Raw genomic sequence first — 26,149 nt, 5'->3', positions numbered from 1 at the left:
CCGGCCCGAGGAAAAACAGTTATGCGACCCATGACCCCGAACACCGCGACGGCCGGGGATGTGCCTTGCCGGCCATCCGGAAGAACCCGTTCCGTATCCTTTTTGCCCACCTTGAACTGCGTTATCGTGAGACCCGTCTTGTGCTCCCATCGTGTGCGGACGGCCCATGTCTCACCCCCGCTCCACGAGGTACGACTCCGCGACCCGGCAGTTGGAGAAGGCCACCGCCAGAACGGCCGCGGGCGCGCGCAGCGCGGTGGGCGCGGTGGCGGTGGTCGCGGCCTCCTTCGGCGCCGTCCCACCGGTCTCACTCTCCTGGCTGGTGCCGCTGCTGGCGCTCCATCTCGCCCTCACGGCGGGCTACGCGCGGGTGTGGTGGCGTACGGAGCTGGTGCCGCGCCGGCTGGTGGCCGCTGATGTGGCCGTCACGCTCGCGCTCTGCCTCGCCCAGCGTTTCCTGGTCGCCGAGGAGTCCCTGGCCAGCGGGGCGAGCTGGGTGTCCGGGCTGGTCACGATGACGATCATCCTCGCCGGCATCTCCTGGCGGCCCGCACTCGCCGTGCCGGTCGGCCTCGCCGTCGCCGGGGCGTTCGCGGCCGGCGTGCGCCTCGCCTCCGCCGCCCAGGACGTCGTCGTGCCCACGGGCATCCACCTCGTGCAACTGCTCGCCATCGTCATGCTGATGACGCTGCTGCGCCGCTCGTCCGCCGAGACCGACGCCTTCCTGGAGCGCAGCGTACGCGCCGAGATCGCGCTCATGGTCGAACGGCTGCGCCGCGAGGACCAGCTCAAGCAGGTCGGCAGCATCCACGAGACCGCGCTGCACACGCTGGGCATGGTCGGCCTCGGCACCTACGACCGACCCACGCCGACGCTGGCCGCGCAGGTCCGTACCGACCTCGCGGCCCTGGAGAAGCTGCGCGACACCCCCGGCGGCGACACCGCGCCGATCGCGCTCGACGCCCTCCTCGACGAGGTCGCCGGGCGCATCGACGGGCTGGACGTACGGACCAGCCTCGTCGCCGAGACCGTGCCCGGCGACGTCGCCGAACGTTTCGCCCGCGCCGTCACCGAGGCCCTGGCCAACGTCGCCCTGCACGCCGGCGTACACGAGGCCGAGGTCGTCTCCACCCGGCGCGGCGGCGGCGAGATCGTCGTGGAGGTCGCCGACAGCGGGCGCGGCTTCGACCAGGACCGGCTGCCGCCCGACCGGTTCGGCGTGCGCGGCTCCATCCTCGACATGATGCGCTCGCTGCCCAACGGCGGCGCCCGCATCTCCTCCAGCGCCCAGGGCACCCGCGTCAGCCTGTGGTGGCGGCCATGACCGAGGAGATCGAGCAGGTAGCCCAGCGCTACGCCCGCTACACCGCGCTCGGCGCGGCCGTCATCGCGGCCGTCTGGCACCTCGGCTACGACCTGACCGTCTCGCTCACCGGCTGGCAGTCCTTCCGCCTGCCCTGGCTGAACCTCGCCGCCTGGCTCGCCTACACCGCCCTCTTCGCCGTCGCCCTGCGCTCGCTGGCCCGCGACGCGCGCGGCCCGTCCAGGATCCGCGAGCTGGCCGTCGCCACCCTCGCCCTGGACGTCGCGGTGATCGCCGCGCTGCCACTCCACGAACTGCTCGGCATCAGCGACTGGGCGTGGGGCTCGGTCGGCTGGATCGGCGTCATGCTGGTGTGGGGGCGGCCGGGCTGGCGCGGCGAGCTGATCGCCTTCCTCGCCGGCAACGCCGCCATCATGCTCGCCGCCATGGCCGTCACCGGCACCCTCGACCGCGTCGCCGTCTCCAAGTATCTGGTCGTCATCGTCGGCGGCATCACCATGCAGCTCGGCTACACGTGGGGCTGCCACCTGCTGCGCGCCCGCGCCGAGGACGCGGTCGTGCTGGCCCGCCGGCTCGCCGCCGACGACGCCCTGCGCGAGTCGGCCCAGCGCATCCACACCGACCGGCTGCGCAGGTACGCCGCCATCCGCGACGTCGCCGAGGAGCTGCTGCAGCAGCTCGCCGACGGCGCCGACCCCGGCGACCCCCGGGTGCGCGACGACTGTACGGCCGGCGCGATGCGGCTGCGCCGGCTCATCACCGAACGCGAGGACGTGCCGGACGAGCTGGTCTCGGCGCTGCGCGAGCGCATCGAGGCGGCCGAACGGCGCAAGGTGATGGTGACGGTGCCGCCGTTCGGCGAATTCCTGCCCAGCCTGCCGGACGGCGTCCGCGAGGACCTGCTGCGGGCCCCTGTCCGGGCGCTCGACGGCGCGCGGACGCGGGCGCGCGTAACGGTGTCGGCCATGTCCACGATGGTGAGCGTGGCGGTCGTGGCCGACAACGACGACCTGCCGATCAGCCACACCCCCGTGCGCGAGCCGAGCGGCGTGGTCGTCACCTATCAGCGGCAGGGAGGGGAGGTATGGGTCAACAGCATCTGGCAACGGAGCCCGGTGCCGAGCCGGTGACGGTGGCCCTGGTGGAGGACCACCAGGTCGTGGTGGACGGGGTGCGCTCCTGGTTCGGGCCGTCGCCGGGCCCGGTCGCGCTGGTCGCCCAGGGACCCACCATCGAGGCCGTACAGGGAGTGACGGCCGACGTGCTGCTGCTCGACCTCAACCTCAACGGCACGATGGTCCTCGACCGGGTCTCCGAGCTGTGCCAGAGCGGGCAGCGGGTCATCGTCTTCTCCGAGCACGAGGAGCCGGAGACGGTACGCGCCGTGCTCGACGCCGGGGCCTCGGCCTTCATCGGCAAGGGCCGCGCCACCCGCGAGTCGTGCCTGGAGACCATCATGGAGGTCGCCGCCGACCGGCCCACCGTCACACCCCCGATGGCCCAGGCCATCGCCACGGACGAGCGCCCCCATCGGCCGCAGCTCTCCGACAAGGAGCGGGAGGCGCTGCTGTTCTGGTTCCAGTCGATGTCGAAGGCGTCGGTGGCGGCCCGGATGGGCATCAAGGAACGGACCGTGCGTCAGTACATCGACCGGGCCCGCGTGAAGTACGCCGCCGCCGGCCGGCCCGCCCCCACCAAGGAGAAGCTGCTCATCTGCGCCATCCAGGACGGCCTCATCCAGCCCGACGAGGTGACCATCTACACGTCGCTGGCCGCCCGCACCTCTCAGGAACCCCACTGAAGCGCCTGGCCTCGGTCCTTCCGGCGGGAGGGGGCCGGCAGGGCCGAGGTCCAGGTCACGCGGCGAACGCGGCGGGGTCGACAGCCAGGGGGAAGGGCCGGCTCAGCTCGGCGACGGACCCCGCCTTGTGCACGGCGGGCGGTCCGTAGGCGTCGCCGTCGAGCTCGTACACGTAGAGCGCGGGCCCCTCGTCCGGCTCGACCCGCCAGTAGACAGGCACGCGCGCCTGCGCGTAGCCGAGGGCCTTGACCTCTTCGTCCCGCATCCTGGTGCTCGGGCTGCCCACTTCGACGGCGAGCAGGAGGTCGTCCGGGCCGAACATGAGCCCGACCGTGTCCACGAGCTCGCGCGGCACGACGACGATGTCGGGGATGTAGAAGTCCCTGTCGCTGATGCGCAGGTTGACCGTCGGCAAGGTCGTCAGATGCGGCGGCTGGGCCTGCGCCAAGGCGAACAGCGCATTGCTGATGAACCGCTGATGGTGAGGAGCGGAGGCCGGGCTCACCAGCAGGTTCCCGTCACACAGCTCGTAACGCTTCCCGTCGTCGGGAAAGGTGAGCAGATCCTGGACTGTGCAGGAGGAATCGCGGGGACAGCCAGGCTCGATCGGCTCCATCGTGGTCACGTGCGCAGTATCCGCGACCTCGCCCGCGCTCACATGCGTTTTCGCCGAGTTGATCACGCTGGGTGACCTGGCGGCGGTGAAAGTTTCACCTAGCTGGAAAGCCCTTTCCGCTGCTCACCCCCGGTCATCCCGAACCTGACAACCGTGCTCACTTGGTGGCGGGCGAGACGGTCAGATAACGTCCGGCCGGGAGCGCTCCTCGACACCGGAACCCCCCGACCGGAACACGGAGACCGCACTATGCCCCGAGTCGCACCGAACCGCTGGGCGCTGCGCGCCCTGGCCCTGCTGATGTCCCTGGCGATGATCGTCGTCGTCCCGATGGCCGAGACCGCCTCCGCGCACGGCTCGGTCGTGGACCCGGCCTCGCGCAACTACGGCTGCTGGCTGCGCTGGGGCAGCGACTTCCAGAACCCGGCCATGGCCCAGCTCGACCCGATGTGCTGGCAGGCGTGGCAGGACAACACCAACGCCATGTGGAACTGGAACGGCCTCTACCGCGACAACGTCGGCGGCAACCATCAGGCCGCCATCCCCAACGGGCAGCTCTGCAGCGCCGGCCGGACCCAGGACGGCCGCTACCGCTCCATGGACACCCCCGGCGCCTGGACGGCGGCGGCCATGAGCAGCACCTTCAACATCCGGCTCACCGACCAGGCCAGGCACGGCGCCGACTACATCCGGGTCTACATCACCCGCCAGGGCTACAACGCCCTGAACACTCCGCTCGGCTGGAACCACCTGGAGCTGATCAAGGAGACCGGCAAGTACGCCCCCAGCGACACATACATGATCAACGGGATCGGCAAGGGCTCGCGCACCGGCCGCCACGTCGTCTACACGATCTGGAAGGCCTCGCACATGGACCAGACGTACTACTTCTGCAGCGACGTCACGTTCAGCTGAGCCTCCCCGGCCCTGGCAAGACCCCCGCCGGGCGCGGTCCGCCGCGTCCGGCGTCCGGGCGGTTCACTCTTCGACTCACTCTTCGACGCACCCGCACGGCGCCGTGACCAGCGTCCCGGCCTCCTCGTCCACGTGCGCCACCGTCCGCGCGCCCATGCAGGCCCGGCAGCCCAGCGCAGCCGCGACGTACGGGTCCGTCCACACCTTGTGCTTCCAGGCCGGCGGCGGCGCCGGGGGCGGCATGGTGCCGCGTTCGGCCGGCTCATTCGATCCGCCCACCTGGCCGCGGCCACCGCAGAACCGGCACGCGAGGAACAGCGGGCCGAGCACCTGGCCGCGTTCGCCACCGCACTCGGGGCAGACGATGGGATCCGTCACCTACGGCCGGTCCCGCTGCACGTCGCGCATTGCACCCATCTGCGTTCCTGGTCCTTCTTGCCGTTGAGCTCCATCCACTCGCCGCCCGCGCCGAGGCAGGTTCGGCAGATCGGAGGTTCGTCATCCTCGCTCTTGCCCATACCCGGACGGTAGCCGAGCCAACGCGCCCCGTCTGTCACTCGGGTGGGAGGGAGCCTGTATCGAGCTGGGTTCGGCAACCCTGGCCCCGCCATTGACGGGTCACTGCCTGATGAACGTCCACCGGCCGTCAGCGTGAACACCGATGCCTTGCAGCATGCCCGACAATCCCGTGACACTTCCCGGCAGTCGTGCACCAGCCCTCCGCGTGGCGCGTCCTACCCCTCCCGTATCCCTGCTTCCCAGGAGCCCCCCATGCGTCTCCACGTACGCGCGCTGGCCGTCTTGACGGCTCTCTCCGCCGCGTTCCTGGCCACCCCGCCCGCCCAGGCCGCGCCTGCCGTCACCGCGGCGGCGGCCACCTACCGGGGCGAGGGTGACGACGTCGTCCGCATCCCGGCCACGTCGGTGCCCAGCATCGTGAAGGCCACCCACCAAGGCGAATCCAACTTCATCGTGTGGGCGCTCGACAGTAGCGGAAAGCAGGCCGCTCTCGTCGCCAACGCCGTCGGAGACTACAAGGGCACCCGCGCCTTCAACGCCATCGGCACGCGCAAAATCCGCTCCCTGGAAGTGACCGCCGACGGCGCATGGACGCTGCAGGTCCTCCCGATCACCAAGGCTCGCTCCTGGTCGATCAATGTCAAGGGCGCCGGGATGGACGTGCTGCGACTCGCCACGCCCACCAGGGCCGCCCGCCCGATCACCCTCCGGCACCAGGGCGAGTCCAACTTCATCGTGTGGTCGCTCGACGCGCGCGGCCGATCCACCAAGCTGCTCGCCAACAAGATCGGAAACTACCGGGGCCGCGTGATGCTCCCGGCCGGCACCCGCTACGCCACCATCGAAGCGGACGGCACCTGGTCGATCGCCCGCTGATCCAAGGCCGAAGAAGGGACTCGAGTCGGAGGCGTCCTACGCGCAGCCGTACGCGATGCGTAGCGGCACGGCTACTCTCACCGATGCACTCAGTGTCCCAACCACCAATTGACACGGAGAACCCATGCGCCTCCTTCGAACCGCCGTCGTCCTTACGCTCGCCGCCCTCCTGGCGGCGTGCGCCAGCAGCACCACGGACAAGGACGCCGCCGCTATCGTGACCGCTCTCGCCGAACAGGGGCTCCCGGTCAAGCTGAGCGTCGCCTACGACGAGAGCACCGACCCAAACCACCTGCTCGGCCGGCCAAACGGTTACACCTCCAAGGCCGCCTTCACCGACTCCCGTATCGACGCCTCCCAAGTTGCCGGCGACAAGGGAGACGTCGGCCTGGGAGGCGGAGTCGAGGTGTTCGACGACGCGGGCACCGCCGAGAAGCGCGCCGAGTACATCAAGGCCGTCGCCACCGCGCCGATGCTCGCCGAATACACCTACATCGCCGGGAACGTCGTGGTGCGGGTGTCGAAGCACATCACGCCCACCGATGCGAAGGCGTTCGAGGACGCGCTCGCCAAGATCGTGCAGTGAGCGGCCAGACGAACGGCTCACGCTCGACGTCCGGATAGATGGACGGCGCCGGCAGGAGAAGCAGCAGGCGCCGTCCTAGAGCCTGTACGAGGTTCGGATCTTCAGGCCGGTCGGAGGCTTCGAATCCATAAGACGGCTCCACGTAGGTGGAGGCCAGCCAGATAGCTGTCGGACGTCTTGTCGAACCGGAAGGCCAGCCCACGCCACTCCTTCATGCGGTTGATGCACCGTTCTGCCGTGTTGCGCTGTTTGTAGAGCTCGGCATCATGACCGACCGGACGACCACCGCGAGAGCCCTGTTTCTTGCGGTTGGCCGCCTGGTCGGTCTTCTCCGGGATGACCGTCTTGATCCCGCGCCGACGCAGGTAGGCGCGGTTGCCGCGGGAGGAGTACGCCTTATCGGCGGCCACTGCTCCCGGCCTGGTGCGCGGACGGCCGACGGGCAGGCGGATCTTGATGCGCTCCAGCACGGCGCGGAACTGTGGGCTGTCTCCGGCTTGGCCCGGGGTCAGGACGAAGGCCAGCGGGCGGCAGCGAAGGTCGGCCGCAAGATGCACCTTGCTGCTCAGCCCGCCCCGCGAGCGGCCCAGCCCGGCGGCGGTCAGCCGGAACCGGTGCCGGCGGCGCAGCCGTCGTCGGCCGTCCCCGTCGTCGCCGGGGGCGCCGTCGCGGGCGTTTTGCCCCTTTGACGCAGCCCCTTTTCCCGTTCGGTGGCTTCTTCGAGCGCTGCCGCCAGCTCACCGTTCAAGACCATCCCTGCGGCGTGGTGGTGCGCGCGAGCGGTGGTGGAGTCCACGCTGACCAGGTCGAGGTCGGCCTGCCCGCGAGCCGCGGCTTCGGCGATCATCGCCTGCATCAGCCGCTCGAACACGCCGGCCACCGCCCAGGCGCGGAACCGGTCGTAGGTGGTGGACCAGGGCCCGTACTCGGGCGGCATGTCCCGCCACGGGCTGCCGGTGCGAAACCGCCACATCACCGCGTTGAACTGCTGCCGCAGGTTCGGGATCGGGCCCCGCTCGCCCAACGGCAGGTGAGGCTCGATCAGAGCCCATTCCTCGTCGGTGAGTTCTCCACGCGCCATGCCCGATGGCCTACCAGGATCGCCGACTGCGGCGCAGGCGATCTCACTGATCTCAACTCCGTACGGGCTCTAGGCGCCCAGCGGTGCTGTGAACGTGCGCCCGTGCTCGTCCTGCACCTGCAGCGCTTGGCTCGCTTCAAGGGTGATCCAGAGCCGAGTCCGGCGACGCCCGTACACTTGTTCCGGGTGTGTCTGATTGGGGTCAGGGTGACGCGAGGTTGCCAGGCCGCCGCACGGGGTACTGGCCTTGGCGTTCACCGCCGACCGCCCCCCGGCTCGCCCGACCTGATGGACCTTTCATGACCTTTCCCACGTTCGTCTCCACCGAGCTCGACCCCCGCGCCCGCGGCAAGGAGCTCGGCGCGGCCCGGCGCGCGGCCGTCGCCGCCAACTTCGCCGGCTACGCCGACCTGTTCGCCGCCGCCGGGGCGCGGGCGTCGCGGGTTCGGGCGTGGGGTGAGCGGGCGCTCGACAGCAGCGCGGCCTGGGCGCCGCGGCTGGCCGAGGAGATCGCCGGGATCGCTTCCGGCGCAGGGCTGGAGCCGTGGCAGGTGGCCGTGATCAACGCCCGTACGGAGATCCTGGCGGCTGTGGACGCGACCGGCGAGGGGGAGTGCTCGACCTCCGTCGTGCTGCCCGGCTCCGGCGGCGCGCCGCGGACCGTCCAGACCTGGGACTGGCACGACCACCTGCGCGACGCGCCCATGCTGTGGGAGCTGGAGCCGTTCGCCGGGCACGTGGTGCGTACGTTCACCGAGGCCGGGGCGCTGGCCAAGATCGGGGTGAACACGGCCGGGCTCGGCATCCACTTCAACCTCCTGCGTCACCGCTCCGACCATGACGGCATCGGCGTGCCGGTGCACCTGATCGCCCGCCGCATCCTGGACGAGGCCGCCACCGTCGAGGAGGCCGCCGCCCTCGCCCGTTCGGCCACGGTCTCGGCCTCGACCGTCATCACCGTCGTCACGGCGCGGGCCGCGGCCTCGATCGAGATGTCCCCGGCCGGGGTCGCCGTCGTGCCGAGCGGCCCGGACGGCGTCCTGCAGCACTGCAACCACTTCCTCGACGCGGCCCTCGCGGAGGAGGAGCGGCACTCCAGCGACCGGCCCACCACGTACGAGCGGCTGCGGCATCTCAGCGCGCACGTCGCGGAGCTGAGCGCGGCGGACCCGACCGCCCGCGCCCGCGCCATGCTCGGCCACGCACCCGGTCACGCCCCCGTCTGCGCCCACCCCGACCTGACCCAGCCGATTCACCAGCGGTGGGAGACGCTCGCCACGATCGCGCTCGACCTGCCCGCCGCGCGGCTGCGGGTGCACCGGGGCGGCCCGTGCCGGGTGGCGGAGGAGACCTGGCAGGTCTTCTAGCGGGTGCCCCGGTACGAACCGGGCGGTGCGCTCCGGTTAGGGTGCGTTGACGATGAATGTTCCGGAGGGCGCCCTCGACGGGCTGCTGGTGGCCGATTTCAGCCGGGTGCTGGCCGGCCCGTACGCCACGATGCTGCTGGCCGACCTCGGGGCCGAGGTCGTCAAGGTGGAACGGCCGGGCGCCGGGGACGACACCCGCGAGTGGGGGCCGCCGTACGGGCCGGGCGGCGAGGCCACGTACTTCCTGGGCGTCAACCGCAACAAGCGCTCCATCGCGCTCGACCTGCGGGCGGACGCCGAGGTGGCGCGGGCGCTCGCGGCCCGCGCGGACGTCCTGGTGGAGAACTTCCGCCCCGGCACGATGGACCGGCTCGGCCTCGGCTACGACGCGCTGCGCGAGCTCAATCCCGGGCTCGTCTACTGCTCGATCACCGGCTTCGGCTCCGGCGCCGGGGCCGGACTGCCCGGGTACGACCTCATCGCGCAGGCCGTCGGCGGCCTGATGAGCGTCACCGGCGACCCGGACGGCCCCGGCACGAAGGCGGGCGTGGCGCTGGTGGACGTGATCACCGGCCTGCACGCCGCGCTCGGCGTCATGGCCGCCCTGCGTCACCGCGAGCGTACGGGGGAGGGGCAGCGCGTCGAGGTCTCGCTCCTGTCGTCGCTGCTGTCGGCGCTCACCAACCACGCCTCCGCGTACGCCGCCGCCGGCGTGGTGCCGCGGGCGATGGGCAACCGGCATCCGAGCATCGTTCCGTACGAGGTGTTCGAGACCGCCGACCGGCCGCTCGTCATCGCCGCGGGGAACGACCGCCAGTTCCAGGCACTCTGCCACGTGCTCGGCCGCCCCGACCTGGCCGCCGACCCCCGCTACGCCACCAACGCCGGCCGCGTCACCGCCCGCGCCGATCTGGTGGACGAGCTCAACGCCGCGCTGCGCGGCCGGCCGGCGGACGCCTGGTTCGAGCTGCTCACGGCCGCCGGCGTGCCGTGCGGGCCGATCAACGACCTGTCCGCCGCGTTCGCGCTCGCCGCGGACCTCGGCCTGGAGCCCGCCGTGGACCTCGACGGCGTCGGCCAAGTCGCGAACCCCATCCGCCTCGCCGAGACCCCGCCCTCCTACCGCCGCCGCCCGCCCGCTCTGGGCGCGGACGAGGCGTGGGTGCGCGCGCTCCTGGAGGGCGATCAGGGCCGGGAGTAACGCCGGGGGCGCGTCGAAGGATGTTCTCCATAATCGGCGCGGTCTCCGGGACGGACGGTTTGGAACGTGACAGTGCCCCCAGCGCCCTCGGTGCCCCCACCGCCCAAGAAGGACCATCGCGTCCAGATCGTCGTCGCGGTCATCGGCGCCTGCGCGGCGATCCTCGCGGCCATCATCCCGGTGGTGGTCAGCCGGTTCGACGACCCCGAGCCGACCCCGTCGCCGACGGATTCCGCGGTGGTGACGAGCGTGACCCCGTCCGACGAGGATCCGCCGCCCGTGGACGACACCCCATCCGTGGACGACACGCCGGCCGTGGACGATCCGCCGGAGACCACGCCGCCCGGCCCCGACCCCGCGCTCGCCGTGCCGGAGGACTACCGGGGCTCCTGGAGCGGCCAGGTCGACTGGCGTCCGCCACTCCAGGGCTCCTACAGCACGACCCTGACCATCTCCGCCGGCTCCCTGGGCGGGATGGTCGGCCAGTTCAGCGCCCAGGGCGACACGTGCCGTGGCGCGCTCTGGCTGGAGGCCGGCGGCGGGCCGATCGTGCTGCGGCTGAAGACGACGTACGACGGGGGCGGCTGCTCCAGCCTCGCGGACGTGAAGCTGACCCTGGACGACGACGGCGACCTGCGCTACGAGCTGATCGCCGCCCAGTTCCCCCAGGGGTTCGTCAACCAGCCCGCGCCGCCCGCCACGGGCACCCTCACCCGCGACTAGCGGGCCAGGTCCAGCACCGCGCGCCGCGCCTGATCTCGATGTCGCCGCCGGCGCACGCGCCGGGCCGGCCAGTAGGCGAGCGCGGGGCCTCCGGCCGGACGCACCTCCAGCGGCCCCAGGATGCCGAACTGCATGACGCCGATTGTCGAGCATCGTACGCACTACCCGAGTACGGATGGGTGTGACCAGCGGTAACACAAATGTCGGTATGCCTACCGATGAACATACGTATTTTCCCGCGATGAACGAGCGCTTAGCGTCTGGCGACAACAAGGCGAAACGGTCCGCATGCTAATCCGTCTCCCTTTATCACCCCCCCACTTTCCCTCATCCCCCGCGACCCAGGAGACCCCTGACCGCGCGGTGGCCCGCGTGCGCCCACAAGGCGGCAACGGCCGGAGGGAGAACGCCGAAAGGAGCACCACAGCGTGAAACGCCAAGCCTTACTCGCGGCGGTCGCCGGCTTAGCCACGGCCGCGACCCTGACGCTGCAAGCGTCACCCGCGAGCGCCGCGCCTCCCGGGGCCACCCGGGGCCAGGACAGCGGCGCGTCCGCGCGTGCGGCGGCAGACCCCGCGTCGCTCGCGGCAGCAGTCGCAGACAAGGCAGTGTCGAGCGGGCTCGACGAGCTGCGCAGAGGGCCCGACGAGGCCTACAGCCGCGTCGCCGTCACCCCCGGTTCGAGCGAGATGTTCTACGTCGCCTATGAGCGCACCTACAAGGGGCTGCCCATGGTCGGCGGCGACGCCGTCGTCGTCACCGACGCGGCGGGCCACGTCAGGGACACCGTCGCCGCCACCGGCCCGATCTCCCGCGACGTGCCGACCAAGGCCACGATCAGCGCGGCCAAGGCCACGGCCGTGGCCAAGTCCAGGCTCTCGCGCGTGGACGACAGCGCCGCCCCGCGCCTGGTCGTGCTCGCCTGGGGCGAGCAGCCCACGCTCGCGTGGGAGGCCAAGGTCAGCGGCCTCGCGAACGGCAAGCCGAGCGTCCAGAACGTGTACGTCGACGCCCGCACCGGCAAGGTCGCCGACGCGGTCGAGCTCGTACGCGAGGGCAGCGGCAACGGCTTCTACAACGGACAGGTCACGATCAACACGAGCGGCTCGGGCAGCTCGTACTCGATGACCGACACCACCAGGCCGGGTATCCAGTGCGGCGGGCAGGGCGGCACTGCGTACACCGGTACCGATGACGCGTGGGGCAACGGCCAGGGCACCAACCTGGAGACCGCCTGCGTGGACGCGCTGTACAGCGTCCAGCGCGAGTGGGACATGCTCAGGGACTGGCTCGGCCGCAACGGCATCAACGGCAGCGGCAGGGGCTTCCCCGCCCGCGTCGGCCTGAACGACGTCAACGCGTACTGGAACGGCAGCTACACGAACTTCGGCCACAACCAGGCCAACACCCAGCAGGCCACCCCGATCGACGTCGTGGCCCACGAGTTCGGCCACGCGATCTTCCAGACCACCCCCGGCGGGGCCGGGTCGGGCAACGAGAACGGCGGCATCAACGAGGGCACCGGCGACATCTTCGGCGCGCTCACCGAGGCCTACGCCAACAACCCGAACGACCCGCCGGACTACCTGGTGGGCGAGGAGGTCAACCTCGTCGGGCAGGGCCCGATCCGCAACATGTACAACCCGGGCGCGCTCGGTGACCCGAACTGCTACTCCTCCTCCATCCCCAACACCGAGGTGCACTCGGCGGCCGGCCCGCTGAACCACTGGTTCTACCTGCTGGCCGAGGGCAACAACCCCGGCGGCGGCAAGCCGTCCAGCCCGATCTGCTCCGGCGGCCCGTCGTCGGTGACCGGCATCAGCATCCAGAAGGCCGGCAAGATCTACATGGGCGCCCTCAACCGGAAGACGTCGTCCTGGCGTTACACCAACATCAGGGCGGCCTCCGTGGCCGCGGCCATCGAGCTGTACGGCGCCAACAGCGCCGAGTGCAACAGCACCAAGGCGGCCTGGAGCGCGGTCAGCGTGGCGGCGGCCTCCGGCGAGCCCGCCTGCGGCACCGCCCAGCCCGACTTCTCGCTGTCGCTCAACCCGACCTCGGGCAACGCGCAGCCCGGCGGCACCGCGACGGTCACGGTCGGCACCCAGACCACCTCGGGCAGCGCCCAGGCGGTCAACCTGACCGCCTCCGGGCTGCCGAGCGGGACCACCGCGAGCTTCAACCCCTCGTCGGTGACCTCCGGCAACTCCTCGACGCTGACGCTGAACGTCGGCTCCTCGACGGCTCAGGGCACGTACCAGATCACGGTCACGGGCACCGGCTCGACCACGCACAGCGCGACCTACTCGCTGACGGTCGGCACCGGCGGCCCCACCGACCAGGTTCCTGACGTCAGCGTCACCAACGTCAAGGCGCACCTGTCGCAGCTCCAGAGCATCGCCACCAGCAACGGCGGCACCCGCAGGTCCACGGGCCAGGGCTACCTCCAGTCGGTCTCGTACATCGAGCAGAAGCTGCAGGCGGCCGGGTACACCGTGGTCAGGCAGAGCTGCAGCGTCTCCTACTGCACCAGCGGCGCGGGCCCGAACCTGATCGCCGACTGGCCGGGCGGCGACGCCAACCAGGTCATCATGTCCGGCGCCCACCTGGACAGCGTGTCCGCGGGACCCGGCATCAACGACAACGGCTCCGGCTCGGCCAACCTGCTGGAGGTCGCGCTGACGCTGGCCCAGAAGAACCCCACGCTCACCAAGCACGTGAGGTTCGGCTGGTGGACCGACGAGGAGCAGGGGCTCAACGGCTCCGAGGCGTACGTCGCCTCGCTCAGCTCCACCGAGCGGTCGAAGATCAAGGTCTACTACAACTACGACATGACCGGCTCGCCCAACGGCGGTTACTTCATCAACAACATCACCACCACGGGCGCCTCCTACCTGAAGGAGTTCTACGACAAGCTGAACCTGCAGCCCGAGGAGAACACCGAGGGCGCCAACCGCTCCGACGACGCCTCCTTCCGCAACGCCGGCATCCCGAGCTCGGGTGTCGCGGCGGGCGCGAGCGCGACCAAGACGTCGGCGCAGGCGTCCAAGTGGGGCGGCACGTCCGGCCGGGCGTACGACTCCTGCTACCACTCCTCGTGCGACACCACGTCCAACATCAACGACACGATCCTCGACCGGGCGGCCGACGCGGCCATCTACGCGATCTGGAAGCAGGCGGTCGGCGGCACCACGCAGCCGCGTGACTTCTCGCTCTCGGCGAACCCCGGCTCGGGCACCGTGCAGGCCGGCGCCACGGCCACGACGACGATCGGCTCGACCACCACGAACGGGACCGCCCAGACGGTGAACCTGTCCGCGAGCGGCCTGCCGACCGGCGCCACGGCCAGCTTCAACCCGGCCGGCATCACGTCGGGCGGCTCGTCCACGCTGACGATCGCGACCTCGCCCACCACCCCCGCGGGCGCCTACGCGATCACCGTGACCGGCACGGGCGAGACGACGTCGCACACCACGACGTACAACCTGACCGTCCAGGGCACCTCGGGCGGCCGGACGTTCACCAACGACACCGACTACCGCATCAACGACTTCGCCAACACCCAGAGCTCGATCACGTCCACCGCGACGGGCGCCGCGACCTCCCCTGTCCAGGTGTCCATCACGATCAACCACACCTGCGCCGAGGACCTGGACATCTGGCTCCGCGGCCCGAACGGCACGTGGTACGTGGTCGACGCCTACGGCGGCACCATCTGCACCGACTACGGCACCAGGACCTTCTCGGTCCCGGTGAGCCAGCAGGCGGCCGGCACCTGGGTGCTCGACATCGAGGACGTCTACGCCGGTGACACCGGCTACCTGGACTCCTGGAGCATCACCGTCTAACCGCCGGACTCGGGGGACGTGGGCCCCGGCCGGTGGTCCGGCCGGGGCTCCTTCACGTCGTTGCGGGTGCGTACGCCGAGCTTCTGCAGCACCCGCGCGACATGCGTGTCCACCGTCCGCCGCGACAGGAACAGCACCTCGGCGATCTCCCTGTTGGTCCGGCCGAGCGCGACGAGCCTGGCCACCTCGGCCTCCCTCGGCGACAGCACGCCGCTCCTGCCCTTCCTGCCCCGGCGGGGCGCGCTCCCGGGCCCGATCTCGCGCAGCAGGTGGCGGCAGCGGGCCGCGTCGTGGGTCGCGCCGAGCCCGGCGTACCGCTCGCAGGCGTCCGCGATCAGGTCGGCCGCCCGTGCCCGGTCGCCCATCGCCAGCCGCGCGCCCGCCTCCGCCTCGGACGCCCGCGCCACGCTGTAGGGCCGCGGCATCGCCTCGTACGCCGCCCGCGCCCCGGCGTAGCACCGGGCCGCCTCCTCGTGCCCGCCCCCGGCGCGGGCGATCGCGCCCCTCGCGGTGGCGAGGCCGGCGTGCGCGGAGGGCGCGTCCCTGCCCTCGATGCCCGCCCCGAACTCGGCCACCAGGTCGGCCGCCTCGCCCGTCCGCCCGGCCTTGAGCAGCGCCTCGACGGCGGGCGGGACGAGCTGGTCGCCCCACACCCACATGCCCTTGCGCCGCAGCCTGGCCACCGCGCGGTCGGCCTCGGCGAGGGCCTCGTCCAGGCAGTCGCGGGTCAGGTGCAGCTCGATCAGGCCGCCGGAGGCGAAGGCCGCGACCGGCAGGAACCCGGACTCGACGTCGTTCACCCCGGCCGCGACCAGGTGCTCGATGGCCTCCTCCCACTCGCCCCGCGCGAGGGCCAGCATGCCGAGCGCGAGCCGGGCGTCGGAGGCGAGCAGCGGCGCATCCGGCGTCATCTCGACCGCCGTGACGGCCCGTTCCCGCAGCCCCTCCCAGTGCCCGGTCAGCAGGTCGAGCCTGATCGACGACAGCTCCACCAGGAACTCCGGGTACAGCGCGCCCGTCTCCTCGGCGATCCGCCTGCTCTGGTCGGCGAAGCGCTCGGCCGCCGCGTAGTGGCCGAGCCCGATGGCCGCGTCGAACAGGTTGGAGTAGCCGCGCGCCACCTGTCTGCGCACGGCCGCCGACGGGTCGTTGGCGGGCAGGGCCGCGGCCAGCTCGAGCGCGTCCGGCGAGCCGAGCATCATGGCGAGGCTCACCTTGTTGGCGTGCACGGCGGCGGTCAGCTCGGGGTCCTGGTCCTCGACCGTGGCGAGCAGCTTCTCGGCCTGGTTCATCCACTCCTCGTGCGTGGCGAGCGGTTCGTCGCCCCAGGGCGGCATCGCCAGCAGGGCGAGGCCGCGGGCCGCGAGGCTCGGCCGGTCGTGCAGGTCGGGGAGCGCGAGCAGGATCTCCTGGCGTCCCGCGGCGACCGCGCCGGCCTGGTTGGACAGCAGCACGCCCAGGTTGAGCCGGGCCTCGCCGCGTACGTGCCGGGACAGGAAGTCCTCGGCCAGCAGGTGGCGCAGGGAGCGCACCACGCGCCGGTAGGACAGCCCGATCGCGGCGACGCGGCTGAGCCGCAGCGCGAGCGGGCCGCGCACGTCGTGCGGCAGCTTGGGGTCGGCGAGCATCCCGGCCAGCACCTCGACCGCGAGCGGGATGTCGCCGATCGCGGCGGCGCGGTCGGCGGCGGCCGGGCCGTGCCGCTGCCAGGCGGCGAAGTCGCCCGCCCGCCTGGCGTGGTAGGCGAGCTGGACGAGCGGCGGCGGGTCGAGCGCCGACAGCGCGGTCACGGCCCGCTGGTGCGTGAGCCGCCGGTCGGGGCCGGGGATCGCCTCGTAGACGGCCTGCTGGGCGAGGGAGTGGCGGAAGCCGTACTGGCCGTCCTCGTGTTCGAGCAGGACGCCCGCCTTGAGCGCCTGGCTCAGCCCGTCACCGGCCGGGTGGCCCGAGACGGCGGCGATGAGCTGCTCGTCGGCGGCGAGGCCCAGCACCGCGGCGGCGTGCACCGCGTGCAGTGCGGCGGGCGAGAGCCCGGTGAGCTGCTCGGCCATCGCCTCGCGCAGCAGCGGCGGCACCGCCATGCGCTCCAGGACCTCGGGCTCCTCCTCGCCGCCGACCAACTGGCCCTCGTCGTCGAGCAACGAGCGCACCACCTCCTCGATCACGAACGGCACCCCCGCCGTGCGGTCGCGCAGCTTCGTGACGAAGTCGGACGTCAGCGTCGACCGGCCGAGCAGCGCGCGGGTCAGGTTGCGCACCCCTTCGACGTCGAGCGGCGTGAGCGTGATCACCTCGCTGCGCACCCCCGCCGGCCGCCGGTAGGCGTGCCCGAACGGCAGCCCCGGCACCGGCAGCCCCTCCCTGCGGAACGTCACCACGAGCGCCAGCCCTGGGGGCGGCTGGTCGGTGAGGAAGCGCAGCAGGTCGCGGGTGCCGTCGTCGGCCCAGTGGAGGTCCTCGACCACGAGCACCACGGGCCCGGCCGCGGCCAGCAGCGCGTGCACGGCGCGGAACAGGCGGTGCCGCTCGGCGCGCGGGTCGTCGAGCGGCGGCGGCGAGGGCGCGGGCGGCAGATGGCCGGCGAGCTCGGGCAGGTAGCCGCGGAGCGCGCCGGTGACCGGGTTGAGCGTGGCCGTCTCCGGCAGCGCCCCCGCGACGTGACGCAGCGCGTCGAACACCGGCCCGTACGGGAACGGCTCGCGGATCTGGTGACAGTGGCCGATCAGGACCGTGTGCTCTCCTCCAGGCAGGAGGCCGAGCGCGACCCTGACCAGCCGGGTCTTCCCGATTCCCGCCTCGCCCTGTACGAGGATGACGGCCGGCGGACCGCTGATGGCGTCGAGGAGCACGTGTAACTGGGCGTCACGTCCGATCAGGCCAGGAGAAGCGAGGCGTGTCATCGGGGTCTCCGTAAGAGTGCAGGTTGACTCCCCCTGTCGGAATACTGTTATCCACCACGGGTCAGGGGTGGTCAACCCTCAATGCCGCCGGAGGCCACCCCGTCGGTCAGGGGGCGACGGGCGCCTTGCCGCCGGTCGGCTCCGGCGTCTCGGCCAGGTCCGCGCTGTCGCGGAGCTTGGCCGGCTTGAGGAACAGGGTGGCGCACGCCGGCCACGGCGATGCCCGCCGAGATCAGGAAGATGTGGCCGGTGGCGTCGCGATGTTCAGCGTGCCGCTGCCGCTCGCGGCCGCCTTGGCCGGGTCGACGCCCATCTTGGCGAGGCCCTCGGCGATGCCGGTCGCGACCTGGTTGGCCAGCACGGCGGCACGTACCAGGCGGACAGCCGCAGGCCGTCGCGCGTGGTGAAGGAGACGTCGCGGGCGCCGGGGAGCACCGTGCCCGCCGGCGGCACCGGCCCGAGGCCGGGCAGGTGGATCAGCCGCCGCCGCCGGTCAGGCGACCACGTCGCCCGCCTGCACCACGTGGCGCAGGTGGCGGGCGGGCTCGGCCAGCACGCCGACGTCCTCCAGCGGGTCGGCGCCGAGCACCAGCAGGTCGGCGTGCGCGCCCACGGCCAGGGTGCCGATCTCGCCCGCCATCCCCACCAGCTCGGCCGCGCCCGTGGTCGCCGCCCGCAGCACGTCGAGCGGGCTCTGCACCTCCCGGCGCAGCCGGAACTCGTGGTTCTGGTGCCGCTGCATGCCGCCGAGCAGGTCCGTGCCGTAGACCAGTTTGACGCCGCCTCGCGCGGCCCGCTCCAGCGCGGTCAGCCCGGCCTCCAGCACCGCGTCCACCTTGTGCCAGCTCGTCGCCGACAGCCCGAACGCGCGGCCCTCCTCCTTCAGCGCCCAGTACGTCACCAGCGTCGGCACCAGGAACGCCTCCCGCTCCAGGAACAGCTCCACGCTGCGGTCGTCGATGAGGTTGCCGTGCTCGATCGAGCGCACCCCGGCCTCCAGCGCCCGGTTCACGGCGCGGGCGGTGTAGGCGTGGGCGGCCACGTACCGGTTGGCGGCCTCGGCCTCCTCGACGATCGCGCGCAGCTCCTCCATCGAGTACTGCGTCGAGTCGATGCGGTCGGTCGGCGAGGCCACGCCGCCGGAGGCCATGACCTTGACGTGGCCGGCGCCCTTGCGCAGCTCGTCGCGGGCGGCGGCGCGGACCGCGGCGACGCCGTCGGCGATGCGGCCGACGCCCGCGCAGCACGGGTGGTCGTCCGTCAGGTGCTCGCCCCGGCCGCGGAAGTCGGCGTGGCCGCCGGTCTGGCTCAGCGCCTTGCCGCAGAACAGCAGCCGCGGGCCCCGGATGAGCCCTTCCGCCTGCGCGTCGGCCAGCCCGAAGTCGGCGCCGGAGTTGTCGCGTACGGTGGTGAAGCCCCGGGCCAGCGTCTCGCCCATGATGCGGGCGGCGTGCGCGGTCACGTACGACGGGGACATGGCGGGCAGCGCGCCGAGGTCCGCGGTCAACGCCGTGACGTGCACGTGGGCGTCGATGAGGCCCGGCACCACGTACGCGCCCGCGCCGTCGATCACCCGCGTCCCGTCGGGGGCGCGCAGGCCGGTGCCCGTCTCGGCGACGCGGCCGTCGGCGCAGCGCAGGTCGCCCTCGGCGTACTCGCCGGTCTCGACGTCGAGGACGCGGACGTTCCTCAGCAGCAGGCTCAACGGACGGCGTCCCGCAGGGCGGGGACGGCCAGCGGCGCCAGCTTCTCGGCCGCGGCGACGGACGCGTCGTCGTAGGCGCCCTCGGCGTCGAGCAGGTTGAGCACGCCGACGACCTCGTCGCCCTCCACCACCGGCACGTTGATGACCGCGCCGCAGCCCAGGCTCTCGATGAGGGCGTGGTCGGCGAAGATCCCGCGCACCGCGGCCCGGTCCGGCCCGAGGTAGGGCCTGCGCCCCTCGATGCACGTGGCCAGCCAGCCCTGGGAGATCTCCACGCTCTTCTCCCCGCCCACCGGGTACTGCTCGGGGTGGCTGGTGTGCACCCGGCGCAGCGCCTGCCGCTCGGGTATCCAGGCCAGCACCGTGAACAGCCGCACGCCGACCTCGTCGCGCACGCGTTCCTGCAGCTCCTCGAACGTCATCCCGTCGCCTCCTTGTCGATCGCGCAGCAATTTATAGTGCAGAACAGTGCAATTGCAATGGTCTTTGCATATTGCTCGCGGGCGGAGGGCGTAGCATGATCGGCGGATCTGGAGGCCGGGGAAGAGGGAACTCGTGAGCGAGCGCGCCACCGACGATCTCGAAGGCTGGCTGCGGAGCCGCACCCCGGAGCGCGGGCTGCGCGGCAAGTCGGCCGCGGTGCTGGAGCTGCTGCTGTCGCAGCCGCGGCGGGCCTCGTACGGGTCGGCGGGGGAGCTCGCCCAGCTCGCCGGCGTCAACGTCGCCACCGTGACCCGCACCGCGCAGGCGCTCGGCTTCGCCGGCTGGCCCGCCCTGCAGCAGGAGCTGCGCGCCCGCTACCTGTCCTCGCTCAGCGCCGGCCAGGTCGCCGCCGAGCACCGCGCCGGCCAGGTCGCCGCCGAGCACCGTGCCGGCCAGGTCACGGCCGAGCACCGCGCCGGCCAGGTTGCCGCCGAGCCCCACGGCACCGGCTCGCCCGGCACGCGGTCGCTCCGCCGCGACCTCGACAATCTCGCCGTGCTCAACCGGCGGCTCGACGAGCGCGCGCTGGCCACGATCGCCGAGGCCGTCGCCGCCGCCCGGAGCACCACGATCGTCGCCGACGGCAGCTACGCCGCCGTCGGCCTGGCGCTCGCGCACAACGCCCGGCTCGCCGGCTACCCCGTGCGGGCCGTCACCGCCGGCTCCGAGCTGGCCAACGCCATGGCCGCCGTCGGCGAGGGCGACGTGCTCATCGCCGTCAGCTTCTGGCGGCTGTACGAGAACACGATCCTGGCCGCCAACGAGGCGCGGGCGCGCGGGGCGCGTGTCTTCGCCGTGACGGACGCGGCCAGCCCGGCACTGGCGGCCGCGGCCGAGGAGGTGGTGCTGGTGCCGGCCGAGGGGGAGGCGTTCTTCCCGTCGCTGACCGCCGGCATCGCCGTGGCGCAGGCGCTGGTCACCCAGCTCGCGGCGGTGGACCCGGCACGTACGGGGGCGGCGATCGAGGCCGCGGAGTCCATGTGGACCCGCTTCGGCCTCCTCCACCGCCACCCGGCCCCGCCCGCCCTCTGACGCGCCGACGGGGTCAGAGCCAGCTGGCGCGGAGGCTGGCGGCGGTGGTGGCCTCGTCGGGGGCGGCGGTGGCGCGGACGCGGTCCAGGAGCCGTCCGACGACCTCGACGATCTCCGGGGCGCGTTCGCGCAGGCCGGTCACGTCGGCCGGGGTCGCCTCGCCCGGGTCGGCGCCGACCTCCTTCAGCACGCCCTCCAGGTCGGACAGCCGCTCGGCGAGCCACTTCAGCGGTTCGGCCGACAGCGCGTGGTCGAACACGCGCCGGCCCGGCTCCCAGCCGTTCATGCCCGGGTGGTGGTGGGTGCGGTCGAAGCTGCCGGGCGTGCCGGACACCGACTCCAGCAGGTCCACGCGCCACAGCGGGCGCTCGACGGTGATCGGCCGCGCCGAGTAGATGGAGCCCTTGAGCTCGCTCTGTTCGAGCCGGCGCAGCTCCAGGCGTACGCCGCGCTCGGCGCCCTCCTGGCCCCGCTCCGGGTTGGGATCGACGAAGTAGATGTCACTCACGGCCACGCCGATCTGTTCGAAGCCGAACAGGTAGAGCATGGGGAACCACTTCCTTCGCAGATGGCAGGTAGGACGCCTCCCGCTCAACGTAACCCGGCGCGCTGGGCCCGGCCAGCCCGGGACGTGGCCGGCTGAGCGACCCCTCGGTGCGATCTTCGGCGGCCGGATGTGATGATGACGAAGAGCGTCGGAACGGGGAGGAAACGATCGTGGCGTCTTTCGCGGGCGGCGCGCTGCCCCCGGACCACGTCATCGTCACGGCCCTGCGGGCGGGCGACGAGGCGATGTTCGCCGCGTTGCTCGACACCTGGTCGCGGGGCATGCTGCGGGTCGCCCGATCCTACGTCTCCACGGACGACTCGGCCGAGGAGGTCGTGCAGGACACCTGGCTGGCGGTGATCGGCGCGATCGACGACTTCGAGGGCCGCTCGTCGGTGCGTACGTGGGTCTACCGGATCCTGGTCAACGCCGCGAAGAAGCGCGGCCTGCGGGAGAGCCGTACGCTGCCGTGGAGCGCGCTCGAATCCGACGGCGGGCGGGGCGTGGACCCGTCGCGTTTCCACGGCGTGGACGCCGGTCTGCCGGGGAGCTGGAAGGTGCCGCCCGCGGCCTGGCCGACGCCGGAGAACCAGGCGCTCGCCGCCGAGGCACGCGGCATCATCGCCGAGGCGCTGGCCGAGCTGCCGCCCCGGCAGCGCATCGTGATCACGCTGCGCGACGTGGAGGGGTGCACGTCCGAGGAGGTTTGCGACATCCTGGACATCTCGCCGGCCAATCAGCGGGTGCTGCTGCACCGCGCCCGGTCAGTGGTCCGGGACCGGCTGGAGGGCTACTTCCGGTCGGTGATGGCGGCAGAATAGGTGAAACGGTTCATGGGCACAGAGGGTAAGGCGGGCAGCGTCGTGAAGCGGTTCACATGCGGCGAACTGGTCGAGGTCGTCACCGCCTACCTCGACGACGCGCTCGACGAGCCCGGCCGCGCCGCCGTCGAGGACCATCTCGCCGGCTGCGCCGACTGCGGCCGCTACCTCGACCAGTACCGCGCCACCGTGCGCGCTCTCGCCGACCAGCCGCGGGAGCAGCTCTCGCGGCCCGTCCGCGACCGGTTAACGGCGGCCTTCAAGGCCCGGCGCCCGTCGGCCTGAGACTTCCGGAAGGTCGTCTGTAACGTTCGCGTGGCTCGCGGATCTGTAGCTCCATGCGCCATGCGAGGGGAGCCCGATGACCGCCAGGCCCGCCGCACGCTCACGCCTGCCCGCGATCCCGCCCCTGCCCGCGCCCCTGCCCGGGGACCCGCCGGGGGACCCGCCCGCGGATCCGCCGGGGGACCCGACGTCTTTCGCGGGAGTGGCCGAGTTCGCCCGCGACTGCTTCCGTGACCACGCTCGGGACGGCGGGGGCGGGCGGGTGGGTGTCGAGCTGGAGTTCCTCGTGCACGACCGGGCCGCGCCGGAGCGGCACGTCCCCATCGACGAGATCGCGCGGGCCCTGCCCCCGCTGCCCGGCGGGAGCCAGGTGACGTTCGAGCCCGGCGGCCAGCTCGAACTCTCCGGGCCCGCGGCCCCGCTGGCGGAGGCCGTCGCCGCGATGGCCGGCGACCTCGGCCTGGCCCGCCGGGCGCTCGCCGGCGCCGGGCTCGCCCCGGCCGGAGTGGGCCTCGACCCGGTGCGCCCGCCCCGCCGCCAGCTCCGCCTGCCGCGCTACGACGCGATGGCCGAGTTCCTCGGCGGCCCGTACGGCCCGCTGATGATGTGCTCGACCGCCTCCGTCCAGGTCAATCTGGACCTGGGGGAGCGGCCCGGCGTCCGGTGGGAGCGGGCGCACCTGCTCGGCCCCGTGCTCGTCGCCGCCTTCGCCAACTCCCCGCTCGCCGGAGGCCGCCCCTGCGGCTGGATGTCCGGCCGCCAGGCCGTCTGGGAACGCCTCGACCCCACCCGTACGGCCCCCGTCCCCGCCACCGCCGACCCCGCCGAGGACTGGGCGGGTTACCTGCTCGACGCCCGCCTCATGCTGGTACGGGACGGCGCGGACCGCTGCCGCCCGGCCCGCGGCGGCGTCACCTTCCGCGACTGGCTCGCCGGCCGCCCCGGTACGCCCGGCCGGCCGCCCACCCTCGGCGACCTGGCCTACCACGCCACCACCGTGTTCCCGCCGGTCCGGCCGCGTGGCTGGCTGGAGCTGCGCTACCTCGACGCCCAGCGGCCGGACGCCTGGCCGGTCTGCGTGGCGGTCACGTACGCGCTGATCACGGACGACCGCGCCGCCGACGCCGCACTCCAGGCCGCCGAGCCGTGCCGTGACCTCTGGAGCGAGGCCGCCCGCCGCGGCCTCGCCGCGCCCCCGCTGGCCCGCGCCGCGGAGGCGTGCTTCCGCGCCGCGCTGGAGGCGCTGCCCCGCCTCGGCGCGGGCCCCGTACTGACCGGCGAGGTGGCGGCGTTCGCCGACCGGTACGTGAGCCGGGGCCGCTCGCCGGCCGCCGACCTGATCGAGACGGTGACACGAGGACCGGGCCACCCGCCGGCCTGGCTGACCGAAGGGAAGGACGCATGACCGACCTCAAGGAACGCATCGCCGCCCAGCTCACCGCGGTGCGCGACCGGTCGCTCACCTACACCGCCGCCGAGGACGACCTGCTCGTCCGCCAGCACTCGCCCCTCATGTCCCCGCTGGTGTGGGACCTCGCGCACGTCGGCAACTACGAGGAGCTGTGGGTGCTGCGGGCGGCCGCCGGGATCACCCCGTTGCGTCCCGAGATCGACGACATCTACGACGCGTTCAAGACCCCGCGCAGGGACCGCCCGTCCCTGCCGTTCCTGCCTCCGGCGGAGGCCCGCGACTACATCGGCGGCGTACGCGGGCGGGTGCTCGACGTGCTCGACGCCGTGGACCTCGCCGACCCGAGCCCGCTGCGCCGCGACGGGTTCGTGTTCGGGCTGGTCATCCAGCACGAGCACCAGCACGACGAGACCATGCTGGCCACGCTCCAGCTCGCCGGCCGGCCCGGCGTGGTCCGCGACGGCGACCTGCCGCCCGGCCGCCTTCCCGAGGGTCCCGAGGAGGTGTACGTGCCGGCGGGGGAGTTCCTCATGGGCACCGACAGCCTGCCCTGGGCGTACGACAACGAGCGGCCCGCCCACCGGGTGGACCTGCCCGCGTACTGGATCGACCGGCTGCCCGTCGGCAACGCCGCCTACGCCGCGTTCATCGAGGACGGCGGCTACCACGACGCCCGCTGGTGGACGCCCGAGGGCTGGCGCTGGCGGCAGGAGAACGGCGTGTTCGCGCCGCTGTTCTGGACCAGGGACGGCGGCACGTGGTGGCGGACCCGCTTCGGGCGGCCCGAGCCGGTGCCGATGGACGAGCCCGTGCAGCACGTCTGCTGGTACGAGGCCGACGCCTACGCCCGCTGGGCGGGCAAACGGCTGCCCACCGAGCCCGAATGGGAGAAGGCCTGCGGCTGGGACGCCGCCGCCGGGCGGGCCCGCCCGTACCCGTGGGGCGAGCAGGACCCGACGCCCGAGCTGGCCAACCTCGGCCACCGGGCCGCGCGGCCCGCGCCGCTCGGCGCCTATCCCGGCGGCGCGAGCCCGTACGGGGCCGAGCAGCTGGTCGGCGACGTGTGGGAGTGGACCGCCACCTGGTTCGACGGCTATCCCGGCTTCCGCGCCTTCCCCTACCGGGAGTACAGCGAGGTGTTCTTCGGCAAGGAGTACCGGGTGCTGCGCGGCGGGTCGTGGGCGGCCGACCCGGCCGCCGTCCGCACCACGTTCCGGAACTGGGACTACCCGATCCGGCGGCAGATCTTCACCGGCTTCCGCTGCGCGCGCACCGCGACGCCGGAGGAGCGCTGATGTGCCGGCACGCCGCCTGGCTCGGCGCTCCCCGCACGCTCGCCGAGCTGATCCACGAGCCCGAGCACGGGCTGCTCAGGCAGTCGTACGCGCCACGGCGGCAACGCCACGGGACGGTCAACGCCGACGGATTCGGCATGGGCTGGTACGACCCCGGCCTCGCCACGGCCGCGCCGATCCGCTACCGCCGCTCGATCCCCATGTGGGCCGACGCCAACCTGCCGGGCCTCGCCCGGGTCGCCCGGTCCGGGTGCCTGCTGGCGGCCGTACGGTGTGCCACCGTCGGCATGCCGGTCGAGGAGAGCGCCACCGCGCCGTTCACGGAGGGGCGCTGGCTGCTCAGCCACAACGGGCGGGTCGACCGGGACGCGCTCCGCGACCTCGCCGAGGGCGCGGAGAGCGCCTGCGACAGCGCCTGGCTGGCGGCGGCCGTGTTCCGCCGCCTCCGCGCCGACTGCAGCCCCACACCCGCGCCCGCCACCGTCACCGCGCCCGCCACCGCGCCCGCCACCGCACCCGTCACCGCGCCCGCCACCGCTACCGTCACCGCTCTGGGGGAGGCGTTGGCCGAGGTCGTGACCGGTGCCGCCGCCAAGGACCCCGAAGCCCGGCTCAACCTGCTCGCCTGCGACGGCGTCACCCTCGCCGCGACCGCCTGGGGCGACACGCTCTTCCACCGGCCGCACCCGGACGGCGTCCTGGTGGCCAGCGAGCCGCTCTGCGACGGCCCCGGCTGGCAGGCCGTGCCCGACCGGAGCCTGCTGCTCGCCACCGCCGACGGCCTGCGCGTCCAGCCACTCTGACTTCCGCATC

24 protein-coding genes and 1 pseudogene are annotated in these 26,149 nt (G+C 72.9%); 16 read left to right on the top strand and 9 right to left on the bottom strand.

The window, feature by feature from the left end; all coding sequences use genetic code 11:
- Positions 1 to 166 precede the first annotated feature (166 nt).
- The 3 genes from SMD20_RS17960 to SMD20_RS17950 are packed head-to-tail and all read left to right on the top strand — an operon-like array spanning position 167 to position 3,125.
- On the top strand, positions 167 to 1,324 hold the full coding sequence (locus tag SMD20_RS17960) for a sensor histidine kinase (protein ID WP_329582252.1): 1,158 nt from the start codon (positions 167 to 169) through the stop codon (positions 1,322 to 1,324).
- Positions 1,321 to 2,454: a hypothetical protein gene (locus SMD20_RS17955; protein WP_329582249.1), complete on the top strand. Its 1,134-nt coding sequence runs from the start codon at positions 1,321 to 1,323 to the stop codon at positions 2,452 to 2,454. Before SMD20_RS17960 ends, SMD20_RS17955 begins: the two co-directional genes overlap by 4 nt.
- Entirely contained in the window at positions 2,409 to 3,125 is a 717-nt protein-coding gene (locus tag SMD20_RS17950) for a response regulator (RefSeq protein WP_329582246.1), read from the top strand. The genes SMD20_RS17955 and SMD20_RS17950 overlap by 46 nt, the downstream gene beginning before the upstream one ends.
- A 55-nt stretch (positions 3,126 to 3,180) precedes the next feature.
- On the opposite strand, the gene SMD20_RS17945 is transcribed toward SMD20_RS17950, so the two are convergent.
- Complete coding sequence (locus SMD20_RS17945; RefSeq protein ID WP_329592584.1) at positions 3,181 to 3,741, bottom strand: Uma2 family endonuclease; 561 nt, start codon at positions 3,739 to 3,741, stop codon at positions 3,181 to 3,183.
- A gap of 249 nt (positions 3,742 to 3,990) precedes the next feature.
- Here SMD20_RS17945 and SMD20_RS17940 point away from each other — a divergent pair, with 249 nt between their 5' ends.
- Positions 3,991 to 4,656 carry a lytic polysaccharide monooxygenase auxiliary activity family 9 protein gene (locus SMD20_RS17940; protein WP_020545945.1) on the top strand — a complete coding sequence of 222 codons (666 nt, stop codon included), beginning with the start codon at positions 3,991 to 3,993 and terminating at the stop codon, positions 4,654 to 4,656.
- Between the two features lie 75 nt (positions 4,657 to 4,731).
- Here the strand turns inward: SMD20_RS17940 and SMD20_RS17935 are convergent, their stop codons facing one another.
- Complete coding sequence (locus SMD20_RS17935; RefSeq protein WP_020545946.1) at positions 4,732 to 5,034, bottom strand: hypothetical protein; 303 nt, start codon at positions 5,032 to 5,034, stop codon at positions 4,732 to 4,734.
- 393 nt (positions 5,035 to 5,427) lie between these two features.
- Here SMD20_RS17935 and SMD20_RS17930 point away from each other — a divergent pair, with 393 nt between their 5' ends.
- Together SMD20_RS17930 and SMD20_RS17925 are read left to right on the top strand one after the other, a co-directional pair.
- Positions 5,428 to 6,051, top strand: a complete 624-nt coding sequence (locus SMD20_RS17930) for a hypothetical protein (RefSeq protein ID WP_329582241.1) — start codon at positions 5,428 to 5,430, stop codon at positions 6,049 to 6,051.
- Positions 6,052 to 6,175: 124 nt separating this feature from the next.
- On the top strand, positions 6,176 to 6,637 hold the full coding sequence (locus SMD20_RS17925) for a hypothetical protein (protein WP_329582239.1): 462 nt from the start codon (positions 6,176 to 6,178) through the stop codon (positions 6,635 to 6,637).
- 101 nt (positions 6,638 to 6,738) lie between these two features.
- On the opposite strand, the pseudogene SMD20_RS17920 reads toward SMD20_RS17925, so the two are convergent.
- A pseudogene (locus tag SMD20_RS17920) lies at positions 6,739 to 7,718 on the bottom strand (IS5 family transposase).
- A 299-nt stretch (positions 7,719 to 8,017) separates the two neighbouring features.
- Here SMD20_RS17920 and SMD20_RS17915 point away from each other — a divergent pair.
- The 3 genes from SMD20_RS17915 (at position 8,018) to SMD20_RS17905 (ending at position 11,009) form a co-directional block, all read left to right on the top strand.
- Positions 8,018 to 9,085 carry a C45 family peptidase gene (locus SMD20_RS17915; protein ID WP_329582237.1) on the top strand — a complete coding sequence of 356 codons (1,068 nt, stop codon included), beginning with the start codon at positions 8,018 to 8,020 and terminating at the stop codon, positions 9,083 to 9,085.
- A 52-nt stretch (positions 9,086 to 9,137) separates the two neighbouring features.
- The gene (locus tag SMD20_RS17910) at positions 9,138 to 10,286 is read left to right on the top strand and encodes a CaiB/BaiF CoA transferase family protein (protein ID WP_329582234.1); all 1,149 of its coding nucleotides are present in this window, start codon (positions 9,138 to 9,140) and stop codon (positions 10,284 to 10,286) included.
- A gap of 66 nt (positions 10,287 to 10,352) precedes the next feature.
- Positions 10,353 to 11,009, top strand: a complete 657-nt coding sequence (locus SMD20_RS17905) for a hypothetical protein (RefSeq protein ID WP_329582231.1) — start codon at positions 10,353 to 10,355, stop codon at positions 11,007 to 11,009.
- Here SMD20_RS17905 and SMD20_RS17900 read toward each other — a convergent pair.
- The gene (locus SMD20_RS17900; RefSeq protein ID WP_329582229.1) at positions 11,006 to 11,143 is read right to left on the bottom strand and encodes a hypothetical protein; all 138 of its coding nucleotides are present in this window, start codon (positions 11,141 to 11,143) and stop codon (positions 11,006 to 11,008) included. The genes SMD20_RS17905 and SMD20_RS17900 overlap by 4 nt on opposite strands.
- A gap of 474 nt (positions 11,144 to 11,617) precedes the next feature.
- On the opposite strand from SMD20_RS17900, the gene SMD20_RS17895 reads away from it, so the two are divergent.
- Positions 11,618 to 14,857 (top strand): M28 family peptidase, encoded by a 3,240-nt coding sequence (locus SMD20_RS17895; protein ID WP_329582226.1) that lies wholly within the window; start codon positions 11,618 to 11,620, stop codon positions 14,855 to 14,857.
- Here the strand turns inward: SMD20_RS17895 and SMD20_RS17890 are convergent.
- The 4 genes from SMD20_RS17890 to SMD20_RS17875 form a co-directional block, all read right to left on the bottom strand.
- On the bottom strand, positions 14,854 to 17,757 hold the full coding sequence (locus SMD20_RS17890) for a helix-turn-helix transcriptional regulator (RefSeq protein WP_329582223.1): 2,904 nt from the start codon (positions 17,755 to 17,757) through the stop codon (positions 14,854 to 14,856). The two genes, SMD20_RS17895 and SMD20_RS17890, sit on opposite strands and share 4 nt — an antisense overlap.
- Before the next feature lie 232 nt (positions 17,758 to 17,989).
- The gene (locus SMD20_RS17885) at positions 17,990 to 18,118 is read right to left on the bottom strand and encodes a hypothetical protein (protein WP_020545953.1); all 129 of its coding nucleotides are present in this window, start codon (positions 18,116 to 18,118) and stop codon (positions 17,990 to 17,992) included.
- A 132-nt stretch (positions 18,119 to 18,250) separates the two neighbouring features.
- Complete coding sequence (locus SMD20_RS17880) at positions 18,251 to 19,462, bottom strand: metal-dependent hydrolase family protein (RefSeq protein WP_329582217.1); 1,212 nt, start codon at positions 19,460 to 19,462, stop codon at positions 18,251 to 18,253.
- Complete coding sequence (locus SMD20_RS17875; protein ID WP_020545955.1) at positions 19,459 to 19,884, bottom strand: GAF domain-containing protein; 426 nt, start codon at positions 19,882 to 19,884, stop codon at positions 19,459 to 19,461. The genes SMD20_RS17880 and SMD20_RS17875 overlap by 4 nt, the downstream gene beginning before the upstream one ends.
- Positions 19,885 to 20,017: 133 nt before the next feature.
- Between SMD20_RS17875 and SMD20_RS17870 the strand changes: the two genes are divergently transcribed.
- A complete protein-coding gene (locus tag SMD20_RS17870; RefSeq protein WP_329582213.1) occupies positions 20,018 to 20,977 on the top strand; it encodes a MurR/RpiR family transcriptional regulator in 960 nt (319 codons plus the stop codon).
- Between the two features lie 13 nt (positions 20,978 to 20,990).
- Here the strand turns inward: SMD20_RS17870 and SMD20_RS17865 are convergent, their stop codons facing one another.
- Positions 20,991 to 21,524: a hypothetical protein gene (locus SMD20_RS17865; protein ID WP_329582210.1), complete on the bottom strand. Its 534-nt coding sequence runs from the start codon at positions 21,522 to 21,524 to the stop codon at positions 20,991 to 20,993.
- Positions 21,525 to 21,694: 170 nt separating this feature from the next.
- Between SMD20_RS17865 and SMD20_RS17860 the strand changes: the two genes are divergently transcribed.
- The 5 genes from SMD20_RS17860 to SMD20_RS17840 all read left to right on the top strand — a co-directional run bounded on the left by SMD20_RS17860 (position 21,695) and on the right by SMD20_RS17840 (position 26,139).
- The gene (locus SMD20_RS17860) at positions 21,695 to 22,345 is read left to right on the top strand and encodes an RNA polymerase sigma factor (protein ID WP_020545958.1); all 651 of its coding nucleotides are present in this window, start codon (positions 21,695 to 21,697) and stop codon (positions 22,343 to 22,345) included.
- A gap of 42 nt (positions 22,346 to 22,387) precedes the next feature.
- On the top strand, positions 22,388 to 22,630 hold the full coding sequence (locus SMD20_RS17855; protein WP_026214921.1) for an anti-sigma factor family protein: 243 nt from the start codon (positions 22,388 to 22,390) through the stop codon (positions 22,628 to 22,630).
- A gap of 202 nt (positions 22,631 to 22,832) precedes the next feature.
- Positions 22,833 to 24,035, top strand: coding sequence for an ergothioneine biosynthesis glutamate--cysteine ligase EgtA (gene egtA, locus SMD20_RS17850; RefSeq protein ID WP_442942599.1), 1,203 nt, complete (start codon positions 22,833 to 22,835; stop codon positions 24,033 to 24,035).
- Positions 24,032 to 25,336, top strand: coding sequence for an ergothioneine biosynthesis protein EgtB (gene egtB / locus SMD20_RS17845; RefSeq protein ID WP_329582198.1), 1,305 nt, complete (start codon positions 24,032 to 24,034; stop codon positions 25,334 to 25,336). The genes egtA and egtB overlap by 4 nt, the downstream gene beginning before the upstream one ends.
- Positions 25,336 to 26,139, top strand: coding sequence for a class II glutamine amidotransferase (locus SMD20_RS17840; RefSeq protein ID WP_329582196.1), 804 nt, complete (start codon positions 25,336 to 25,338; stop codon positions 26,137 to 26,139). The genes egtB and SMD20_RS17840 overlap by 1 nt, the downstream gene beginning before the upstream one ends.
- The last annotated feature ends 10 nt before the right edge of the window (positions 26,140 to 26,149 follow it).

This window comes from Nonomuraea sp. LP-02 (assembly GCF_036289125.1).
Taxonomy (GTDB): Bacteria; Actinomycetota; Actinomycetes; order Streptosporangiales; family Streptosporangiaceae; genus Nonomuraea; species Nonomuraea bangladeshensis.
The sequence above is the reverse complement of the archived record's forward strand: the minus strand, read 5'-3'. Positions and strand labels throughout refer to the sequence as shown.

What these genes read in the sequence shown, in the direction of transcription:
- SMD20_RS17960 (WP_329582252.1), top strand. Translation starts at nt 167, where the DNA reads ATGTCTCACCCCCGCTCCACGAGGTACGACTCCGCGACCCGGCAGTTG.
- SMD20_RS17955 (WP_329582249.1), top strand. Translation starts at nt 1,321, where the DNA reads ATGACCGAGGAGATCGAGCAGGTAGCCCAGCGCTACGCCCGCTACACC.
- SMD20_RS17950 (WP_329582246.1), top strand. Translation starts at nt 2,409, where the DNA reads ATGGGTCAACAGCATCTGGCAACGGAGCCCGGTGCCGAGCCGGTGACG.
- SMD20_RS17945 (WP_329592584.1), bottom strand. Translation starts at nt 3,741, where the DNA reads ATGGAGCCGATCGAGCCTGGCTGTCCCCGCGATTCCTCCTGCACAGTC.
- SMD20_RS17940 (WP_020545945.1), top strand. Translation starts at nt 3,991, where the DNA reads ATGCCCCGAGTCGCACCGAACCGCTGGGCGCTGCGCGCCCTGGCCCTG.
- SMD20_RS17930 (WP_329582241.1), top strand. Translation starts at nt 5,428, where the DNA reads ATGCGTCTCCACGTACGCGCGCTGGCCGTCTTGACGGCTCTCTCCGCC.
- SMD20_RS17925 (WP_329582239.1), top strand. Translation starts at nt 6,176, where the DNA reads ATGCGCCTCCTTCGAACCGCCGTCGTCCTTACGCTCGCCGCCCTCCTG.
- SMD20_RS17915 (WP_329582237.1), top strand. Translation starts at nt 8,018, where the DNA reads ATGACCTTTCCCACGTTCGTCTCCACCGAGCTCGACCCCCGCGCCCGC.
- SMD20_RS17910 (WP_329582234.1), top strand. Translation starts at nt 9,138, where the DNA reads ATGAATGTTCCGGAGGGCGCCCTCGACGGGCTGCTGGTGGCCGATTTC.
- SMD20_RS17900 (WP_329582229.1), bottom strand. Translation starts at nt 11,143, where the DNA reads ATGCAGTTCGGCATCCTGGGGCCGCTGGAGGTGCGTCCGGCCGGAGGC.
- SMD20_RS17890 (WP_329582223.1), bottom strand. Translation starts at nt 17,757, where the DNA reads ATGACACGCCTCGCTTCTCCTGGCCTGATCGGACGTGACGCCCAGTTA.
- SMD20_RS17875 (WP_020545955.1), bottom strand. Translation starts at nt 19,884, where the DNA reads ATGACGTTCGAGGAGCTGCAGGAACGCGTGCGCGACGAGGTCGGCGTG.
- SMD20_RS17865 (WP_329582210.1), bottom strand. Translation starts at nt 21,524, where the DNA reads ATGCTCTACCTGTTCGGCTTCGAACAGATCGGCGTGGCCGTGAGTGAC.
- egtB (WP_329582198.1), top strand. Translation starts at nt 24,032, where the DNA reads ATGACCGACCTCAAGGAACGCATCGCCGCCCAGCTCACCGCGGTGCGC.
- SMD20_RS17840 (WP_329582196.1), top strand. Translation starts at nt 25,336, where the DNA reads ATGTGCCGGCACGCCGCCTGGCTCGGCGCTCCCCGCACGCTCGCCGAG.